This is a genomic window from Chengkuizengella sediminis, from assembly GCF_010078385.1.
GTDB classification, from domain to species: Bacteria; Bacillota; Bacilli; order Paenibacillales; family KCTC-33759; genus Chengkuizengella; species Chengkuizengella sediminis.
In genome coordinates, this window is the sequence record NZ_SIJC01000003.1 from 114,021 (window position 1) to 132,674 (window position 18,654).

Below are 18,654 nucleotides of genomic sequence, written 5' to 3' on the forward strand. Positions count from 1 at the left end.
ATGGTGAATCATAATCCCTAGTAGAAGAATTAATTCAGAACAGATTTTTACAAGCCACAGGATTTATATGTTAGTAGAAGTGAACAAGGACTTTCAATCCTCCCCTCTAACGAGTCCGTTTAATACTGAACGGACTACTTTCTCGTTCTTACCTGTTTTGATTTCTAGTTCTGGTATAGTTGGCATCCTACGTTTTGAATGGGTGAGTTATACAGGATACGTAATACTTTTCTTTCTAAATCCGTAAGCATCACGAAACACCTACAATCTCATCAAACTTAACCCATTCGTAACCATCCACATTTTGTAGTTTTACTTGTCTTAATTGAGTGTTAATTTTAATTACTGTTTCAGTTTTAAACACATTCTGACCAAAATCTCTGAACAACTCAACTGTGATTTCTGATTTACTTAACATTGAATCAGATAATTGCTGAGATATGATATTAACTTCTTCTGCTAGTTCTGCCTTAATTTTTCTGTTTCTTTCTAGTGCATCAATAACAATGATTAATCCAATCAACCAAAAACAAATTAAAGATCAACCTTGATTTTCAAATTTCCAACAACTCAAAAAGGATACTACCCCACCAGCTACCTATGCCAGTGAGAGAAACTATATCAACTTATTCTTATCACTTTTATAAACCATAACATATGATGTATTAAGTACCAATACAATTGCAGTTCCTGTAGCAAAACTATGTAGTTAACCTCACAATTCAATGTAGTGAGGTTTCCGTAGAGAGATAATATGAGTGGATAGCCTGCAAATACTAGGAGGTAATATATTCTATGTTCTATAGCTTCATTTGGTGGTGAATGATATTTAATTCCAATCTATCCACCCCCCTTAACAGTAAAGAACCCTGCTATTAGATAGGCAGGGATTTATTCTGAATTCACCATATAACTTTGTGTATACTCATGCTGCCCCCAATAAAACCCGAAAAAAGGCACCTTTTAGATCATCTTTGTATCCCCACGAACCAACTAAAATAATAACTAAGAGAATAAAGAGTACTAAAACAATAGCTGCACCTGTAGCAGAACTATGTTTACTCATAAGCTCATCCTCCTTTCAATGTGATGTAATATATACTATGTTCAGAGAATCTACTTTGGTTGGACGGGTATCCAGGGGCAAGTACACATTTTTGATAGATTAAAACCTCACTATTAAATAGTGAGGTTTCCGTAGAGAGATAATATGAGCGCATAATAGTTTTACCAGGAGCCAATATATTCTATGTTCTTACCCTTCATTTGGTATAGACACGTGACTTGCTTGTTTGAAAATGTGCTATTTTACCATTTCAAACAAATAGTACCGCAAAGGGCCCTGAGTTAAAAAATATTGAATGATATTTAATTCCAATCTATCTACCCTCCTTAACAATAAAGAACCCTGCTGTTAGGGACTTGTTCAAATGTTCTACGTCCGTAAATAATGAGAGCGACATAAATATCAATCATGTTTACGCCCCCTCTCATACGTAGTATGAATAAGGCTATATTAATCATCCTTTAAGAATGGATTTTCATTAGGGAGAATCAGATTCAAATACAATCGACAATGTAGGGGTAGTTGGCTATAGGATTTATTTAGATGATGTATTACATGCTGATAGTGTTCTAACAACTACTTATATACTTTCGTTGAACTAGAACCAGGTACTTTGTATTCACTCTCTGTAAGTGCCATAGATGCAGTAGGGAATGAGTCAGAAAAGAATAGCATTGATGGTCAAACATTTTTAACATGGGACATTTTGATGAAACGATCTGTGATTGTTGCGTCTGTCCGATGTGATGCAGTGTATTTTGAAACAGTTGGTAAGGGAGAACATTGGAGTACTTACCCCTTCTATAGACCTTGGGGGAACTCTAATTTCCTTCAATAATTTTATAGCTACTCTTGATAATAATGGTAATATTATTCAAATTTCAGTTAGTGATATTTGTTTAGTTTCGATTGTAGGTACATTTAATTTCAAATTAAAACCCATTAAAAAAAGCGTAGGAGAATGTTCGTGTACTGAAGATCCAATAACTAACGTAGCACAATCTAAGATAGGGGAGATGAATAGTATTGTAATTTGGGTTAGATTATTAGATCTGATCACATGTTATTAAACAAGCAAAAGGCGCTAATCTAGCGTTTTTCCTTTTGTCCAAAAACACAAACGAAATTAATTCATTTGATAAAGTACCAATTTTACAGAAAGAAACGTGTAATAATGTTAATTAGATATTTAGTCAATTAGCGGATATTTGAATCTAGGTACACACGTCCAGTCAAATCATCATATTAACTCATAAAATATCCCATCAAATTAATTAATAAGGAGGAGTTTAAGGTGGGACATTTTGATAAATCCATTTGTGACTGCTGTGTCTGTCCGATGCAGTGTGTTTTAGAGCAATTAGCAGGGCAAACCATTGATTTTGTCACCACTGTCTCTTCTGGAACAACAAATTTAATTAGTGTGGATAATTTCATTGCTTTTACTTCAATCGGAAATATACCAATATGTCAATTCACTGGTGTTGCTTTTAATCCTGCATTAATACCTGGTGGACTTAAATTAAAATTAATAAGCAAAAACAAAGGGGAATGTGCGTGTTGCGAAGATCCAATCACTAACTTATTAATTTCTCTGAAAGGACAGTTTGTAGAAATTGAGTTTATAAAGGGAAGTGTTGGAGCGATTGTAAATGATATTGGAGAAGGGATTATTATTCTCAGAGCTCCTGAACCCACCAGCCCTATATTAGCTGCTATTTCTAGTTGTTCTGTAACTAAAATCACCCCAATGAATCAACAACAGTTTTCACAAATGTCATCATCTTCAAATCCAAACCACTTACTTTCCCCACCAGCTACCTAAAGCCAATGGGGATTACACTTTATATCAATTTATTCTTATCAGACTTATAGACCGTCACACCCAATAATAAAAAAGTAACCAGATCAACAGACATTTGAAATGTTTCCTGCTCAACTCCATAACCGTAAAACTCTAGCCCTTGATAAATCAATGTAGCAATCATTAGTAATATATGAGGTTGTTTAATTCTTTCTATTAAATGTATTCATATTAATTTCCACCTTCCTTTTGGCTTAATCGATCTAACATAACAAAAAATAACCAAGGGAAATCGTTAATACTTCCTGTGGTTTTTCCTCTACTTTCTTTTTCCATTAATCAACACCTGTTGCTATATCGTTTGCATCATCACCAAATATCTGGTTATCCAAAGGTTTTTGATATAGAACATGCCAAGCCTTTTCAGGTATGTCTGTAAGCAAAGGAATGCACTCATAACTACCTGTGTCATCTACAAAAATATGAGCTGATGCACTCATTTCATTGTTTGAATTCTCGTAGTATTTAATATTTTGTAATGCTGTGGAACCATCATTCCCTGTGTCATGAGCAACAATAAATCCTACTTCTGGAATCCGATATCCTGTTCTTCTTTTTGTGCCGCTAGTAAGGTATTTTTTAGTGATGGGATATTTCATTTTGAAGGTCAAACGTTTCACTTCCTCCCTGATAATTTCTCTTTTAATTCACGTAATTCATCAATAATCATGTCGTATTTTTCACTGAATTTTTCTAAAGTAGCGATTAATTACCCCTCTCTTTCTTTGTGAGACTGAATTAATTTATCTTCTCTTTCTTTGCTATTTCTCATTACAGTAATAAGTAACCATACAAAAAGGACCGCAAAAGGTCCCTGAGTTAAAAAGTATTGAATTATATTTAATTCCAATAACATTAAAAAACCCTACTTTAAATATGCAGGGTCTTTATCTATTCATATAGAAAAAACACTTGTGCCCCACTATAACTAAGAAGCTTAGAGACTATCTAAATGAAGAATTAATTAAATTCAAAATTGAAGTTGAAGCCGCTGAATATATCGCTCCAGAAAAAATGACATTTAAAGCATTTGTTCAAGAATGGAAGAAAATATGGTGAAAAAGAACTCTCTCCTTCTACACTCCGTACATATACTTTCAATCTAAAAAATCATATACTACCAAGATTCGGTCATATGCAAATGGATAAAAGATTTGAAATCTATTCAGGAGCGTCTAGGTCACTCAAACTATAAAACAACAGCGGACACTTACGCTCACATTACAAAAAAATTGAGTAGACAAACGCAGAAAAATTTGATTCACTAAATCCAATAGAAAATAGAGGTTAAGAATTCAGTCTCCAATTCGTCCCCAACACACTATTTAATCACACTATCTATGTCAAATTAAAAGAGATGCGCCGACTCCAAAACATATAAAAAACCCTTTATGTACCAAGGGTTCCAAAGACTTGATATGTATGTTGCGGTCGAGAGGACTCGAACCTCCACGGGCTTTCGCCCACTACCCCCTCAAGGAAGAAAAAAGGATCTCTGGCGATTGGTGTAATTCGCTAGAGTCCTTTATCATCAAGGATTTCGACATTTTATCAAAAGATGTAGATGGGTGTAAATATACCACTTTTGGTGTAATCCGTTCCCAAAATGTTCCCAATTTGATCCCTCTAGTCAATACTTGATTTTCCGTGTCATACCGCCAGTTTCAGCGGTTTTTTATAAAAACATTTTAACCATCATTAATTTCTGATTTTTTCATAATTGGAGACGGCATGTTCGTAATAAACCGCGTATACCCTTCCTTGCTCTTTACATAATTCAAACTGTGATATCTTTTTAAATTACTTAGATCCTCAGCCGTAAATGGATATAACTCATCTTTCAACTCGGTATAGTTCTTTTTGTCGCATCCTTCAAGCAGCATATACGAAGTATTGGCGCTCATTAATTCGACCCTCATGTATTTTAACTGTTTGACATTAAACTATTGCTCCAATAACAATTTAATCGAGGGAATTAAGACCGGATTTCAAACTTTTTAGAGGATCGCATTGTTCCAGCAAGGCGACTTTCCTATTTACATTATAATATAAGTTGTTTAATATCATTGATAATAAATTTCCTTACAAAAAAACCTTTTTTTCCCAATTAAAAAAACCAGCCCACCAGCTTAGCAGAATGGTTCTTTGTATATTAGTACTGTTTCTACCAGCCTGGATCAGTACCAGAAAATAATACCATGATTTCAGGTGCGTTTATTAGTGCAAAAAGGGTTATGGCAGTTAAGACCTTTTTTATACTTTTCATAAATTATCACCTTTCCTAACTTTGTTATCATAATAAGTTCCTAGTTTCTCAAAAATTGAAACTATATCTCCATTATTAGTAGTATGTATATTCGTAATTTGTTGTAAGCACTCACTTTCCAAGTTAATAAGATCGACTTTAGAGTATCGTTTTGCTGCCTCTAAATAAAAATTTATCCCTACCTCTAATTTTTCTGTTAGGAGGAAATACTCCCCTTTGAGTTTAAAATAGTGGGCTAATTCAGCCTTTTTAAAAGGGGTAACATAAGTTATTGATAATAGTTTCTCTTCTAGTTGGACAAGCTCTTCAATTGCTGATAAATTACCTGTTTGTAAATATAGTGTGAATAAAAAATTTACAACATGGAGTAAGGTAAATTCCCCACAATGTGGTAGGTTCTTTTGAAGTATTGAAATAGCTAGTTCATGATTTCCATAGGCTGTATGTAACATAGCTTCTAGCACATTTGCATTGTCCTTCACTTCTGGAAGTAAGAATTCTTTATACCGATCCAAATATTCTTTAGCTTTTTCATAATCACCTAAGTAGTAGTATCCATTGCATACAGCTTGAATAGTATTTGCCCGCATTCTAGTATCAGATATCTTTGCATGAAGTGCCTTTTTACCCATCTCTACACTTTCTTCAAATAAACACAAGTTGTAAGCATGAACAGAAAATTTATAGTACATTACACCCATCTCTTCACTCGTAAGGAACTCTTCAAAATCTATAATAACTTTTCCAGAAGCGTATTCCGTGAGCCCGAGAGTGGCTAACAATCAATTTATAAAGCGATAGCTTAATAGAAGGCTCTTCAAATCTTGCAACAAAATCAAATAGCATTTCTACTAAATCTACACTTTCCATTGTAGGAGATTGAAGGATTTTCTTAGCAAGCTTAATAACTAAACTAATGTCTTTCCCTTGAAAGTCATCTAAAATTGTAAATAAAACTTCAGATCTTTCCTCTATCTCTATATAACGTTCCATCATCTCTACATAAGGGATTTTTAATCTTGAGCTAATTTTTCGAATAGTTGGTAAATTGGGACGTTTCGTTTGTCCCGATTCAATTCGTGATATGCTAGCCTTGTCAACTTTAGATAATTCTTCTAATTGTACTAATGTCATTTCTGCTTGTTTGCGATGATGTCGTATGAGATCACCCAAAGATGATAGTGGTTTTTCAACGGATTCAGTCACGGACAATAGCTCCTTTCAATCTATTTTCCAACCAAGAAAGGTTGGAAAATACGCTTACCTACCCTTAATTTCCCAACTTAAAAAACAAAATTTTTTATTGAATAAGTTCAACGTATAAAATACCCCCAAATCAGGATATCCGTTAAACTTTTTTATTGGATTTTTTTAATATTAAATTACAATATTTAGGTCAAGGTTATCATACCATCAATTTTTTGACAATATTTTTCTAATCACAATATTTAAACAAATTGTAGTATAATCCTTCCGCCTTATGTCAAAGCTTGTCTATCAGTTTTTGTTTTTTAAGTATTGCAAATAAGTCAAGTAGATATTAAAGCCCTAATCGGGTTTTTAGCCTTTTAACTAACCACAAGAAAGTACCCGTACAAAACGAGACAATAGACCTCTGTGGAAATGATAATTATAAACCTAATAAAAAACTAGAAAGAAATTTTTAGATACTGCAAATCAATATAATCCAAATGTTAAGGAATCGGATTTTTGGTAAGAGATTAGGAGTTTGATATAATAAAATAGAACTGTGTACCAGTTCACAAAGCTAATTTTGTTTATGGGCAAATGGCCTCATTAGGGATGAGACCGAACCACTGACTTAGGTTGGTGGTTTTTTTGTTTGGAAAAACAAATCCCCACTTGGTTTAATTTTTATCAAGACCTATATCACACACAATGATCTAGAAATTTGGAAGATTTAGATCTCCAAATCAAATTGTATAATTTCTCCAAATTCAATAGGGGCTAGAAAGTAACATCTATCTCCAAGTAAAACGATCACTAACAATATAAACAACACTAACACCACTGCTACAAATGCGATCATATCTTTCACCTCCATATTTTCATACTATATACTATGTTAATAGACTCTTATTGGTATAGGGCAGGTGATCTAAGACAAGCGCATATTTTACTCCTAAACGAAAAATAACCACCCATAAAAGGTGGTTTTTATTTTTTAAACGGTGAATCATAATCCCTAGTCATTATAATCTTTATGTTTTGAGTATTCCCATCTGGACATTCTATATAACCACCCCTGTTTTGATTTCTAGTTCAGGGATAGTAGAAATAGTAAAATAATTGTAGCATTCAAAAAGCTTCTTTCCTTGAAACTAGTGGAAGAAGCTTTTTGAGTTGCTAAGTGAAATATCATAACTTATTCCCATCATATTGCAATACATCACAGGCTGACACAGACAAATGCTGATTTTTTAATACTAAGATATACGTCCAATCATTTTATCAAATCCGTTCATACAATACCTCATCAAATACATTAAAAAGGAGATAATCCCTATGGGACATTTTGATGAAACGATCTGTGATTGTTGCGTCTGTCCGATGCAGTGTGTTTTGAAGCAGTTAATTCGAGAAGAAGTAGTTCAGATTGAAACTCGAACTGATTCTGTTAATTTGCAAATAACGGAAGTAAAAAACTTTATTGTTTCTGGCATAGACGATGGAACTGGTGAGGTAGTTCATTTTCCCATTTGTAATATATCTGCTGTTTTTCCAAGGGAAACATTTTCCTTAGAATTAAAACCGATCAAAAAAAGCACGAAAGGAGAATGCGTTTGTTGTGAGGATCCCATAACCAATTTAGCCAACTCATTAAAAGGGGAGACAGTATTTATTGACTATATAGGAGGTGGTACTCCTGCCATAATACGTGATGTAGGAGAAGGAATTGTGATTGGAGAAGACACAACGGGATCAGGATTAATAGTTGCTATAACTAGTTGTGCCATAACTGAAATTAGAGAAGGTTCGGTAAAAGAAAATGATGGGTTTGTTAACGATACATCGGACGAAAAGAAGCGATATCGAGAATGAGGGATAATTTAAAATTCACATTAAATTAAAAATAAAAACCCCCCCCAGCTACCTAAGGAGGGCACTGAAAAACTTACCTTTTTATAATTAAGGGGGGCAAAATATGTCTCCCTCTATGCAAAACGAGCCTTAGAAGCGATTCTAGAAGCTCGTCTTTACCTGTTTTAATTTCAAGTTCTTTAATGGTTGGCATTCTTTTTTTTATTGAATGAGGGAAGTTATACAGGATACGTAATACTTTTCTTTCAAGGTCAGTAAGCATCAGGACACCCCCACTATATCACCAAACTTGATCCACTCATATTCATGCTCATGCTCTAATTTAATTTGTCTTAATTGGGGATCGAATTTAGCTACTGTTCCAGTTTTAAATGCGTTCTGTCCAAAATCTCTGAACAATTCAATTATAATTTCAGATTTACTCAGCATGGAATCTGATAACTGCTGAGATATGATATTAACCTCTTCCTCTACAAGTACTGGTTTCGTCTTTCTGTCTCTCTCATATTGATAATCATTTATGCGTTCTTTATGTTCAGGTAGTATCATTCTGCTTGCTTCCCACATCATATTTGATCCAGGCGTTAGTTTATTTTCTTTCATTTCACTCACCTCTCATTAGAACATTTGTTCTTATTATATAAGAGACACAGGGAGTTATGCAATAGCACAATTTTTGAAAATAGTTACACGTCCAGTCAAAGCCACACAACTATGAATACATTAATAAAAAATGAAGGACGTGATTGTATGGGGGCTTTTGATAGAACTATTTGCGACTGTTGCGTTTGTCCGATGCAGTGTGTGTTAAAACAGTTAGTGAGGGAGGAAGTTAGAATATTTACTCTTGACGATCATGACACAGGTACTTTAACTAATGTCGATAATTTTATCGCTACTCTTGATGATAACGGTGATATTTTAGAATACCCAATTGGCTCCATTTGTGCTGTTTCGAGTATAGAACCATTTGATTTCAAATTAAAACCCATTAGAAAAAACGTCAAAGGAGAATGTTCGTGTATTGAAGATCCAACAACAAAATTAGCAGAATCTAAAATAGGGAAGTCCACAACAATTCTAGCTGGTGACTTTAACGATGATGGAATAATTATTAAAGTTGGAGAAGGAATTGTCATTCTTTTGGAAGAAGAAACAACAGCTATATCTAGTTGTAAAATACAACGATTCGGAGTGCCGCAGCCATAAATTTTTTACAGTTGAAATATGAATAGAGAGTATAACCTTTAAACATTACTTGTATAAAATTAATTTGAGAAAAAGTAATCCAACATAAAATAGTAATTCGTTTAGATTCAGTATAACTATCTGATTTAATTTTATATATAACAAACTTTTAAAAGTTATATGAAAAAAAGGGCAGTGTGTTAACTGCCCTTTTACCTCTATTCATATTGTAATAATTCTCTAGCTTGTGCCCTTCCTCTCGATGTTCGATAGTCATTTATATATGTTGGTTTCATATTTTGTTTTTAACTCTTGCCTGTTCATCATCGATGTGTAAGCTACCACGTAAATACAGTTTTAACGCATCTTCAATTACGTCATCCTCTTTAATATGGTCCACTTCATCTACTTTAGCATTATGTAATGCAACATATGTAGTTAAAACCTTTTCTATTCTCTGATCCATCGTGACAGTAAAATAAACCTTATCGTCTTTTCCAAACCACCAGTTAAGTAATCCCATTTTAATAATTCCTCCCTTGTGAATGTACATAAGTAAAATGACCTTTCCTATTATCCCTTGGGTATTTATCTGCAATATAATTTAAAAACCCGTTTGAACCTAAAGCGTAATCAATCGCTTCTGTATAAAGTAAATTAAATGACATGGGGTGCTTAAAACAAATGATCTCAGCTTCAGCATGAAGCTCTTGCTTTAAACGTAGTTGAAACCTGTGTTTACGGTCTAACCTTCTTCTTCCCTCCATTTAATCAATCACCTCAATTTTTTCAAAGTTAAGTTCGATGTCATGACATCATAGTATCTAGTTTTGTACGGTAGGGGAGAGGTTAACCCAAAAGGTTAAGTATCTCCCCTTCATCCCTAGAACCATCCTCTCTTTTCAACTTCCGTGGTGTTGGTTGAGACTCTTTCCCTTCCATCCAATGAAAAAGCACCTCTTTAATGAAGGAAGAGCGATTGCTGCTTTGTTCATTCAACCAATTCAACATATTCATATGATGTTTATTATTTGGGTTAAAAGCGATTTGAACATTAATTTGCCCTTTCATATGCTACACGCCCCATTTCATACATACCTAACGCATTAGCAAAATGATGATTGTGATTGATCGTGATATTGCTGTTTGGATATTGTTCTTTCACATAGACATCCATTTCAGGTGCTTTTCCACCTATCAACATGATCCTTTCATCAAAATCATTCCACTTTTTTTCTAATTTGAACTTAATACCCCGTATGATGGACCTGAAATCTGTATCAATTAAGCTCTCGAAGCCAAAATCAAAGGTATGACTTCGTTTATCAGTGAGTCTACGGTTACGGATCGCAATAGCGTGAATTGTAGATGAACCAAAATCAAGTATGTTTAAATCGTTGTGTATTGGCATTGAGTAGTAAGCTGCCATTCCTTCAGGTGCTACACCAACATTATGGATCGTGATTCTATAGTCTTTATGATTGACTTTGAAATGTTTGGTCCCTATCAGCATGTTTTTAAGTACTTCTCTTTCTTTTAACGTGTTAATGCCAAATGGATTCCCTACAACAATACTAAAATCCGTTCCTGGCATCCTGCTAAATGCTGCAAATAGATTAATCAAAGTAACTGTATTAGATTTGTGCCAATCAGGAGAGTTCAAATAATTCTGTCCTTCTCTTTCAGCTAGATCACCCACAAAAAACATTTGGTTTTTATACTCTACGACCATGTTTTGGTCGTCTAGTGGAACATCACCCCTCAACTCTCTAAACGTTGATACACATGATAAATGACTTTGTGTGCCCCCTCTCCATTTTATCTTTGTTCTAAACTTGCCAATATCTGCACCAACTGTAATCATTTCATCACTCCTTTAGATGTTATCTAGATATTATCTAGTACCTAAAATTTTTGATTAGATGTTATCTAGATATTATCCGCCCCATTTGTTAAGAGTGTATTAGCTACTGGTTGTCCACTATTCCTAATTGATTAGGAATATTTTTATAGAGTTTTGGGAATAATGGTGATACGTATAAAAAAGGAGAGGTTAGATGTTTGGATTAGGGAAGAATAGAAGTGATTTAGGTAAGTATTTAGATAGGGATGGTTTGACGCAGGATTGGTTAAAAGAAGAGACGGGATTAAACAAGAATACTGTCGGTGATTTATGTTCAGGAAATAGATCACCCAATGCTAGGACTATGGGGAAAATAATAAAAGCCCTACGTGAAAGAGACCCTTCCGTTAGAGCTGATCAGTTTTGGGATTTGTGATTGTATGTATTGCCCGCTATTAGTTAAGTGATTTTAATATTTGTATAATTGTTTAAACTTACGAAGTAGTAAAAACTATTCATAATCTTTTTTTAATTCAATCAACAGATATTGTAATTCACTAATACTTTGTTCATCTAAAGGATCTTTTAATAGTTTATCTATTACTTGAATTAATTCCTGTTTTTTACTTATATCATCTATATCTTTATTCATATAAGCCATCTGAAGTAAATGCTCTAATATTTGTTTGGAATAAACACTCACACTATCGTAAGTTCTTTGATCATCATAAGTGGTAAAATTAGAAATGCTTTCAGCTCTACTTGCATATCTAATAACTTCTGATAAACCTGCATCATTCTCTAAAGATCGTTTAATTTGTTTTAAGCTTTGTATAAATTGCCTATCTATAGAGTTTTGTTCTCTACTTTCTCTTTTTATCTCGTTCATTTGATATACGTTAAATGATATTGATAAAATAAGTACTCCGATGAACAAAACAGTGATTGTATTAAATTTCTTCATTTAAAAACTCCTTTATTATTAATAAGGAGGGATTCCCCCTCCTTATTAATACTTATTACCAATTTCTAACTTGAACATCCCCATACACTATATCAAAATCTTCCTTTTGGCCTATTGAAATAGCACCGCCTGAAGGAATTGAAACAGATGGTGAAATACTAATTGATTTTTCTTGATGAGCATAACTAGAATATGCATCTGCAATAGTTAAACTAGGAAGTTGTTTTTCTATGTCATATCTCATATAACCTCTATGGTTAGAAGTTTTAACAATGAACCCATCCCCATTTAATGAATGAGATCGATCTGCTAAATCTATGGTATAAGCAATTCCTCCAACATCTCTTTTTTTCACCAGATTAGTAATCATTTCTGTGCCAGTTGTATCATTAAGATGGTCAATATAATCAAACTTATAATTAGCACTCTCAGAGCCTCTAATTGAAGACATGTTTTGGCCAATTCCGATTGCAAAGACATCTTTATCTGTATAAAAAGGCAATTTAGTCCATTCAAATCTACTTGAAACGGTCCCTGTTCCATCAGTACGTGTCCAAATCCAAGTTTCTAGTTTAAGCCAACCTGAATCAGTATCTACATCAGAGTCTTCACCAGCAGCTAAAGCACTAACAGTATTTTTCTTTTGTAGTGGTACTTCTTGAACAGTAGCTAAAGCAACAACAGTATCACTCATAAGTAATGGTTCATTTTTAGCTTTTTCCTCGTTTTTAGTTTTTTCGTATTTTTCTTTCGTTGTTTTCTTAACTGTTGTCTTTTTTGTTTTTAGATCCGTTATAAATTCATAATATTCTTCTTTTTTAGATACTTCAGAAGCTAGATTTACATTTAAAAAATATAAAACCTCTTCATCTGATAGATCATTTATATGTTCATCTGATAATTTAAATCTTTCTTGTACATTTTCTCTGTCTTTTTCACTTACTTTTAAAGTTTGTGCCTCAATTAGATTTAAATTGAACGAAGAAATAACTAGTGCAAATAATAATGATACTTTTAAAATTTTTGATAACATAAATTTCTCAACTCTCCTAAAATAATAGTCTGTACCTCTTGCGCAAGATTATTAAATTATATATATTTTATCTTATTATATCAAGGAAAGTTTATATAATTTTCTAAATTAATATTATTAATGGAAAAAATAGAAATATTAGATAATAATTACCTTAACAATTCAGGAGGGCAGGCACTTTACTGGGTTTAGGTATTTTTATGATTCTAATGTTTACCGATACCTTTTTTGCTAAAACTGACACTGAAAATAAATCAATAAAAATTGATATAAAGAAAGGCACAATTGACAATGAAAAAAGCAACATTTTATCACTTAAATTCACCAATCTCCATCATCTTAACGGTAAATCACATTTAATATTCCCACCTCTAACAAGTCCGTTCAAAACTTTCGTTCAAGGTCGGTAAGCATCTAAATCACCTCAACAGAAATACCATTTTAAATTTTTCTAAATAAATATGGAACATTTGTTCATATTATATAAGAGGTACAGAAGAATACGCAAGAGCACAATTTTATAAATCCAAAACAAACGCCCAATCAAAACACTATTAAAATCATATGATGGATTACGAGTATAAAGAGCACTAGAACAATTTCAAAAAAAAACAGAAGACTTGGCTAACTCACTTTCAATATGATGTAAACCTCACTACTTATGTAGTGGGGTTTTAATCTATGAAAAATGTGTACTTGTATCAGAGCATTAACCCAAGCAGTTAATATTTTTCAACATAGTATATATTACATCAAATAATTGAAAGGAGGGATTTTTATGAGTAGTCACAGTGGTTCTGGAGCTGCATTAGTTCTAGTTTTATTTATACTACTTGTAATAATATTATTAGCTTCTTGGAGTATGGCTCCCACCTGTGTTTTTGCAGGATATTCGCTTTAAAAAAAATTAAAAGGACTTAATAAATAAAAACAAATCTACGGAAACCTCACTATTTATGTAGTGGGGTTTTAAACTATCAAAAATGTGTACTTGCCCTAGGATACCCGTCCAATCAAAATAGATTATCCTTTCATAGTATATAGTACATCATAAATAGAAAGGAGGCGTTTTTATGGGTGCAGTTATTGTTTTAGTACTCTTTATTCTTTTAGTTATTATCTTGTTAGCTTCTTGGATTTGTACTTTCGGGTCCGGGTGTTTTTGATGAGTCCATATGTGATTGCTGTGTTTGTCCTATGCAGTGTGTTTTGGAACAAATGGTTAATGTAGGGGTAGTAGCTATTGCAACTCCTACATTTGTAATCAATGGTGTTATTATAAATCAAGTCAAAGATTTTATAGCATTCACAAACATTGGCGATATTCCTATTTGTCAAATTACTGCAGCCGCAAAAAAATTGTTAGCCGAGTTCCAAGTTGAAGTTCAATCCGGTGAATATATAGCGCCTGAAAAAATGAAATTTTGTGATTTTGTAGGGGAATGGAAGGAAAAGTATGCTATGAAAGAACTATCCCCTCTTACTTTTAAAACTTATGGATATAATTTAAAAAACCACATTCTTCCTGAGTTTGGACATATGAGGATCGATCAAATAAAGCCCATGCACATAATAACGTTTTTAGACAACCTAAGTAGGTCAGGAGCAAGAAAAGATGGAAAAGGAGAACAACTTTCTAGCGGAACAATAGAGGTAATATATCGTACTATAAAAAATGTCCTGAATAGAGCAAAAGATTGGGATTTAATAAATAAACACCCTATGGAAGGAATCAAAAAACCTAAAGTGGAAAAACAAGAATTAAATTACTATGATGAAAATGAAGCTCAGTTTGTTATCGAAGCTTTATATAACGAGCCTATAATGTGGAGATTGTTTATTTTAGGAGCAATGATAGGTGGTTTAAGAAGAGGGGAACTCCTTGGATTGGAATGGTCTGATATAGACTTTGATCAATTAACAATCACAGTGAATAAAAGCATATCCTTAACCAATAAAAAAGGGGCCATAATAAAAGAACCAAAAACAGAAAAGTCTAAAAGAAAAGTGGACATGCCTGAGTGGTATCTAATTGAACTTAAAGAATATCAAACAGAGTGGAAGTTATCTAAACAAAATGCAGAAGAGTCTTGGGAAGGTGGAAATAGAGAATTTATATTTCATGGAGGATTAGGAAAACCACTTTATCACACTTATCCAAGTGAATGGTGGAAGAAATTCATCAAGAGACACGGGTTGAAATACATTAGATTCCATGATTTACGACATAGTTCAGCAACAATTCTAATTGAAAATGATGTATCATTAAAAGCTATCCAAGAACGGTTAGGACATTCAAATTATAATACTACGGCAGATATATATGCTCATGTTACTAAGAAAATTAGCAGACAAGCAGCTGAAAAATTCGATAAATTTAATACAAAAGCAAAAAAGTCCTGAAAAAATCCGTTCCCAATCCGTTCCCAATTCAGTTTTTCAACAATGTTTTCACTTTCTTTTAAGTGATTAAAACCGAAATCATGACATCAAAAAAACCCTTGTATATCAAGGACTCTGAGGTTTATATGTATGGTGCGGTCGAGAGGACTCGAACCTCCACGAGCGTAAGCTCACTACCCCCTCAAGGTAGCGTGTCTGCCATTCCACCACGACCGCATGTAAAAAAGCTATTAAGAAAAAAAATAACGGTGATCTTGCGGTATATTCTCATTTCAAGATGAAAATCTTATTAATGAAGAATATGCTCCGACTAACCTTCCGCTCTGTTACATTGAAATATCTAGTTGTGAGTTTGTTGTTGTTTTTGTTGGTGACCCGTACGGGATTCGAACCCGTGTTACCGCCGTGAAAGGGCGGTGTCTTAACCGCTTGACCAACGGGCCATGTTTTTGACGACAAGGATTATTATAACGGATTACTTTTAGATTGTCTACTGTTATTTTCTTCTTTTTTAAATAAATATAATAAGAGCTAAATCAATGCTCGATTTAGCTCTTTGTCCTATCTATTATTCAACTAATATTTTTTCGGCAGTTCCAATAGGAGGTAAGCTTTTTGTCACTTTAGGACCATAAAAAACATAGACTTTTGCTCCCTCTTTTAATTGATCTTTAGAAATTTCAGTTTGATCCTTTGCATTTATAAACTCAGTTTGTTCTGTAATGTTTAATTTTATTTCATCATAACCATTAACTCCTATTTTTCGACCTTCTACAATGATTTGATTTAATTCATCAGTAGTTGTTTCAACTACTGTCCCATAAGTTCCACCATATTGCTCTATAGGAATTTCTTCTTTTACTGTTATCTTCTGTGCGTTTGTCATTGGTGGGTAACTCATGGTCATGATTAAATCATGTTCTACCTCAATTTCCATTCCAAGAGACAAGTCACTTACTGTTATTTCTTGTTTATTTTTTGAAATGATTTTTGTCTGTTCCGAAATGATTAATAGAACACCATTTGTGTAACCATTAATCTCCACTAATGTTGTCTCTTCATGATCTGAAATATTGGTAATGATTCCTTCTCTTTTAACAAAATCCTGTTCTGCAACTTCTTCAGCATATCTAATCTGAATGGTTCCTGTTTCAGAGATAGTCACATTAACATGTAGCTTTTCAATCACGTAGTCTACCTGTACATAAACTGTTCCCTCAAACAATTCATATAGTAAGTTCGAATCGTTTATATTTTTTTGACCAACATTCAACTCTAAATGGTCATTACCTTCGTATAATTCAACTTTTTTCTTAAATCCATCCCATTTGACCTGATACCCTAGTGCACTTGCCACATCTCTCAATGGAAGCATAATCAAATTTTGATCATTAAGATACGGAACTTTATTACCCGTTAACATGGTACCATTCACTTCAAGAGAATATTGTTTATTTTGCAATAAAGTTGTCTTCATTAATTCTTTGTTACTCATCGTGTGAATTTGCTTCAAATTCTCAATATTAGCATATGTATAATTCCCACCTGCTCCTGTTATCAAAGTGCTAATTACAGCCAAACTCAACCATTTAGTAAGTTTCATGTTGTTCTCCCTCTCATATTTATCTAGATTTTATTACTCAAACAAATTAGTAAACCTTTCTTTCATAAACGATCCATGTATTTAAAAGGTTGCAGATAAACATTATAAAAATTAGGTTTGTCATTGATCCCATGTATTATTAATGAAAAACAAAAAAACCACTGACAAGATCAGTGGTTTGACTTATATGTATAAGTGGCGGAGAGAGTGGGATTCGAACCCACGCACGCATTACACGACTACTCCCTTAGCAGAGGAGCCCCTTATAGCCACTTGGGTATCTCTCCTTGGCTCCCCGAACAGGACTCGAACCTGTGACAACTCGGTTAACAGCCGAGTGCTCTACCAACTGAGCTATCAGGGAAGGACAATAAATAATTTATCATGAATCTTGAATATAGTCAAGTGGGATTAACTTCAATTTCCCTTTACATTTTCCACAAACATATTTTGAGACATCCATTTTCCTTTTTCTTAAGTATGTAGTCTCACATTTCAAACACTCCAATTGATATCGATAAACATTTTCTTTAGGCTTGTCATTTAATGGTCTACAATATCTACTGCCACCCACTCTTTTTAATAATTGTTTAAAATCTGCGTCACGATGTTTGTATCCTTTATTTAATAAATGTAAATGATAATGACATAGCTCGTGTTTAATAATTTTTTCCGTTTCATCTTTACCAAATTGATCATAATGTTTCTTACTAATATCTATATCATGTGACCTGGTAAAATACCTACCGCCAGTTGACCGTAATCTACGGTTAAATTTGACCTGATGTAAAAAAGGTCGACCAAAAAACTGAAGTGATATTTGTTCTACCCAGGCTTGCAGTTGATCATCGTTCAACACATACCCTCCATTTACAATGTATAAACACAATAACTTCGTAAATTAAGTAGTTAAATAACTATACTTGAATTTTAACTTATACCTAAGTTAAACTGTCAAGTATAAAGATTTTCTAGAGAGGGGAAATAACTGATGTCTCAATATAAATACGTCATTTTACAATTAAACGAAAAAATTGATTTTGTAGAAATGCCATCTACTCATGCATATCAGTTAAGTGCACTAAATGTCAGATTACATAAAGAACTCAACAAATTAACTGCTAACAATGTACCGACACTTCCAATGGTTATTGCAGAATGTGACAACCTGGACTTAATTACTCAAAAAAATCAAATTATTGATGGTTTATTGTATATGACCCAACTAGAGAAAGAGTTTTCTAATACGAATGAAACGTCATATCCTTTAATTTCTCTACTTACAGAAATTAGAGCGCTTCTAGCACAATTAGAACAATGGTACGAAGAAGAAGTTGAAGCTTAAATCTTGACACGGACAT

Annotated in this window: 27 protein-coding genes, 4 tRNA genes and 1 pseudogene; 9 read left to right on the plus strand and 23 right to left on the minus strand. The window is 33.3% G+C overall.

Annotated features, from left to right (window positions below):
- Positions 1 to 250 precede the first annotated feature (250 nt).
- The 3 genes from EPK97_RS07650 to EPK97_RS22355 all read right to left on the minus strand — a co-directional run bounded on the left by EPK97_RS07650 (position 251) and on the right by EPK97_RS22355 (position 1,524).
- On the minus strand, positions 251 to 523 hold the full coding sequence (locus EPK97_RS07650; RefSeq protein WP_162036040.1) for a YolD-like family protein: 273 nt from the start codon (positions 521 to 523) through the stop codon (positions 251 to 253).
- A gap of 402 nt (positions 524 to 925) precedes the next feature.
- Positions 926 to 1,066 carry a hypothetical protein gene (locus EPK97_RS07655; RefSeq protein ID WP_162036041.1) on the minus strand — a complete coding sequence of 47 codons (141 nt, stop codon included), beginning with the start codon at positions 1,064 to 1,066 and terminating at the stop codon, positions 926 to 928.
- Between the two features lie 326 nt (positions 1,067 to 1,392).
- Positions 1,393 to 1,524: a CD1375 family protein gene (locus EPK97_RS22355; protein WP_338075666.1), complete on the minus strand. Its 132-nt coding sequence runs from the start codon at positions 1,522 to 1,524 to the stop codon at positions 1,393 to 1,395.
- Between the two features lie 300 nt (positions 1,525 to 1,824).
- Between EPK97_RS22355 and EPK97_RS07660 the strand changes: the two genes are divergently transcribed.
- Both EPK97_RS07660 and EPK97_RS07665 read left to right on the plus strand, forming a co-directional pair.
- Complete coding sequence (locus EPK97_RS07660; RefSeq protein ID WP_162036042.1) at positions 1,825 to 2,136, plus strand: hypothetical protein; 312 nt, start codon at positions 1,825 to 1,827, stop codon at positions 2,134 to 2,136.
- A 224-nt stretch (positions 2,137 to 2,360) separates the two neighbouring features.
- Positions 2,361 to 2,891, plus strand: a complete 531-nt coding sequence (locus EPK97_RS07665) for a hypothetical protein (RefSeq protein ID WP_162036043.1) — start codon at positions 2,361 to 2,363, stop codon at positions 2,889 to 2,891.
- A 314-nt stretch (positions 2,892 to 3,205) separates the two neighbouring features.
- On the opposite strand, the gene EPK97_RS07670 is transcribed toward EPK97_RS07665, so the two are convergent.
- Positions 3,206 to 3,541: an N-acetylmuramoyl-L-alanine amidase gene (locus EPK97_RS07670; RefSeq protein WP_162036044.1), complete on the minus strand. Its 336-nt coding sequence runs from the start codon at positions 3,539 to 3,541 to the stop codon at positions 3,206 to 3,208.
- 5 nt (positions 3,542 to 3,546) lie between these two features.
- Positions 3,547 to 3,780 (minus strand): annotated as a pseudogene (locus EPK97_RS07675) (BhlA/UviB family holin-like peptide).
- A 180-nt stretch (positions 3,781 to 3,960) separates the two neighbouring features.
- Between EPK97_RS07675 and EPK97_RS21760 the strand changes: the two are divergent.
- Entirely contained in the window at positions 3,961 to 4,125 is a 165-nt protein-coding gene (locus EPK97_RS21760) for an N-terminal phage integrase SAM-like domain-containing protein (protein ID WP_240903730.1), read from the plus strand.
- 493 nt (positions 4,126 to 4,618) lie between these two features.
- Here the strand turns inward: EPK97_RS21760 and EPK97_RS07685 are convergent, their stop codons facing one another.
- The 4 genes from EPK97_RS07685 to EPK97_RS22160 all read right to left on the minus strand — a co-directional run bounded on the left by EPK97_RS07685 (position 4,619) and on the right by EPK97_RS22160 (position 7,246).
- On the minus strand, positions 4,619 to 4,834 hold the full coding sequence (locus EPK97_RS07685) for a hypothetical protein (RefSeq protein WP_162036045.1): 216 nt from the start codon (positions 4,832 to 4,834) through the stop codon (positions 4,619 to 4,621).
- Positions 4,835 to 5,192: 358 nt separating this feature from the next.
- On the minus strand, positions 5,193 to 5,888 hold the full coding sequence (locus EPK97_RS07690) for a hypothetical protein (protein WP_162036046.1): 696 nt from the start codon (positions 5,886 to 5,888) through the stop codon (positions 5,193 to 5,195).
- A gap of 31 nt (positions 5,889 to 5,919) precedes the next feature.
- Positions 5,920 to 6,402 (minus strand): helix-turn-helix domain-containing protein, encoded by a 483-nt coding sequence (locus tag EPK97_RS07695; RefSeq protein ID WP_162036047.1) that lies wholly within the window; start codon positions 6,400 to 6,402, stop codon positions 5,920 to 5,922.
- Between the two features lie 715 nt (positions 6,403 to 7,117).
- Positions 7,118 to 7,246, minus strand: coding sequence for a hypothetical protein (locus EPK97_RS22160; protein ID WP_276609478.1), 129 nt, complete (start codon positions 7,244 to 7,246; stop codon positions 7,118 to 7,120).
- Between the two features lie 476 nt (positions 7,247 to 7,722).
- Between EPK97_RS22160 and EPK97_RS07700 the strand changes: the two genes are divergently transcribed.
- Entirely contained in the window at positions 7,723 to 8,259 is a 537-nt protein-coding gene (locus tag EPK97_RS07700) for a hypothetical protein (protein ID WP_162036048.1), read from the plus strand.
- A 73-nt stretch (positions 8,260 to 8,332) separates the two neighbouring features.
- Here EPK97_RS07700 and EPK97_RS07705 read toward each other — a convergent pair whose 3' ends face one another.
- The gene (locus tag EPK97_RS07705) at positions 8,333 to 8,521 is read right to left on the minus strand and encodes a hypothetical protein (protein WP_162036049.1); all 189 of its coding nucleotides are present in this window, start codon (positions 8,519 to 8,521) and stop codon (positions 8,333 to 8,335) included.
- On the minus strand, positions 8,521 to 8,862 hold the full coding sequence (locus EPK97_RS07710) for a YolD-like family protein (RefSeq protein WP_162036050.1): 342 nt from the start codon (positions 8,860 to 8,862) through the stop codon (positions 8,521 to 8,523). The genes EPK97_RS07705 and EPK97_RS07710 overlap by 1 nt, the downstream gene beginning before the upstream one ends.
- A gap of 147 nt (positions 8,863 to 9,009) precedes the next feature.
- On the opposite strand from EPK97_RS07710, the gene EPK97_RS07715 reads away from it, so the two are divergent.
- Positions 9,010 to 9,468: a hypothetical protein gene (locus EPK97_RS07715; RefSeq protein WP_162036051.1), complete on the plus strand. Its 459-nt coding sequence runs from the start codon at positions 9,010 to 9,012 to the stop codon at positions 9,466 to 9,468.
- Between the two features lie 271 nt (positions 9,469 to 9,739).
- Here the strand turns inward: EPK97_RS07715 and EPK97_RS07720 are convergent, their stop codons facing one another.
- The 4 genes from EPK97_RS07720 to EPK97_RS07735 form a co-directional block, all read right to left on the minus strand.
- Positions 9,740 to 9,970: a hypothetical protein gene (locus tag EPK97_RS07720; protein WP_162036052.1), complete on the minus strand. Its 231-nt coding sequence runs from the start codon at positions 9,968 to 9,970 to the stop codon at positions 9,740 to 9,742.
- Position 9,971: 1 nt separating this feature from the next.
- Positions 9,972 to 10,214: a hypothetical protein gene (locus EPK97_RS07725; RefSeq protein WP_162036053.1), complete on the minus strand. Its 243-nt coding sequence runs from the start codon at positions 10,212 to 10,214 to the stop codon at positions 9,972 to 9,974.
- Positions 10,215 to 10,296: 82 nt separating this feature from the next.
- On the minus strand, positions 10,297 to 10,518 hold the full coding sequence (locus EPK97_RS07730; protein ID WP_162036054.1) for a hypothetical protein: 222 nt from the start codon (positions 10,516 to 10,518) through the stop codon (positions 10,297 to 10,299).
- Positions 10,502 to 11,311 carry a ParM/StbA family protein gene (locus EPK97_RS07735; RefSeq protein ID WP_162036055.1) on the minus strand — a complete coding sequence of 270 codons (810 nt, stop codon included), beginning with the start codon at positions 11,309 to 11,311 and terminating at the stop codon, positions 10,502 to 10,504. Before EPK97_RS07735 ends, EPK97_RS07730 begins: the two co-directional genes overlap by 17 nt.
- Before the next feature lie 193 nt (positions 11,312 to 11,504).
- Here EPK97_RS07735 and EPK97_RS07740 point away from each other — a divergent pair, with 193 nt between their 5' ends.
- Complete coding sequence (locus EPK97_RS07740) at positions 11,505 to 11,726, plus strand: helix-turn-helix domain-containing protein (protein ID WP_162036056.1); 222 nt, start codon at positions 11,505 to 11,507, stop codon at positions 11,724 to 11,726.
- Positions 11,727 to 11,801: 75 nt separating this feature from the next.
- Here the strand turns inward: EPK97_RS07740 and EPK97_RS07745 are convergent, their stop codons facing one another.
- Together EPK97_RS07745 and EPK97_RS07750 are read right to left on the minus strand one after the other, a co-directional pair.
- Positions 11,802 to 12,254, minus strand: a complete 453-nt coding sequence (locus tag EPK97_RS07745) for a hypothetical protein (RefSeq protein WP_162036057.1) — start codon at positions 12,252 to 12,254, stop codon at positions 11,802 to 11,804.
- 55 nt (positions 12,255 to 12,309) lie between these two features.
- Complete coding sequence (locus tag EPK97_RS07750; protein ID WP_162036058.1) at positions 12,310 to 13,287, minus strand: hypothetical protein; 978 nt, start codon at positions 13,285 to 13,287, stop codon at positions 12,310 to 12,312.
- 778 nt (positions 13,288 to 14,065) lie between these two features.
- On the opposite strand from EPK97_RS07750, the gene EPK97_RS07755 reads away from it, so the two are divergent.
- The gene (locus EPK97_RS07755) at positions 14,066 to 14,188 is read left to right on the plus strand and encodes a YjcZ family sporulation protein (RefSeq protein ID WP_162036059.1); all 123 of its coding nucleotides are present in this window, start codon (positions 14,066 to 14,068) and stop codon (positions 14,186 to 14,188) included.
- A gap of 317 nt (positions 14,189 to 14,505) precedes the next feature.
- Positions 14,506 to 15,690, plus strand: coding sequence for a tyrosine-type recombinase/integrase (locus EPK97_RS07760; RefSeq protein ID WP_240903745.1), 1,185 nt, complete (start codon positions 14,506 to 14,508; stop codon positions 15,688 to 15,690).
- Positions 15,691 to 15,820: 130 nt separating this feature from the next.
- On the opposite strand, the gene EPK97_RS07765 is transcribed toward EPK97_RS07760, so the two are convergent.
- The 6 genes from EPK97_RS07765 to EPK97_RS07790 form a co-directional block, all read right to left on the minus strand.
- A tRNA-Leu gene (locus tag EPK97_RS07765) sits at positions 15,821 to 15,906 on the minus strand.
- Between the two features lie 152 nt (positions 15,907 to 16,058).
- Positions 16,059 to 16,133: transfer RNA gene (locus EPK97_RS07770), tRNA-Glu, on the minus strand.
- Between the two features lie 125 nt (positions 16,134 to 16,258).
- Positions 16,259 to 17,293: a copper amine oxidase N-terminal domain-containing protein gene (locus EPK97_RS07775; protein WP_162036062.1), complete on the minus strand. Its 1,035-nt coding sequence runs from the start codon at positions 17,291 to 17,293 to the stop codon at positions 16,259 to 16,261.
- 196 nt (positions 17,294 to 17,489) lie between these two features.
- Positions 17,490 to 17,580, minus strand: a tRNA-Ser gene (locus EPK97_RS07780).
- 1 nt (position 17,581) lies between these two features.
- Positions 17,582 to 17,657: transfer RNA gene (locus EPK97_RS07785), tRNA-Asn, on the minus strand.
- An 18-nt stretch (positions 17,658 to 17,675) separates the two neighbouring features.
- Positions 17,676 to 18,149, minus strand: a complete 474-nt coding sequence (locus EPK97_RS07790) for a SprT family protein (protein WP_162036063.1) — start codon at positions 18,147 to 18,149, stop codon at positions 17,676 to 17,678.
- Positions 18,150 to 18,284: 135 nt separating this feature from the next.
- Between EPK97_RS07790 and EPK97_RS07795 the strand changes: the two genes are divergently transcribed.
- Positions 18,285 to 18,638, plus strand: a complete 354-nt coding sequence (locus EPK97_RS07795) for a hydrolase/acyltransferase (RefSeq protein WP_162036065.1) — start codon at positions 18,285 to 18,287, stop codon at positions 18,636 to 18,638.
- Positions 18,639 to 18,654 lie beyond the last annotated feature (16 nt).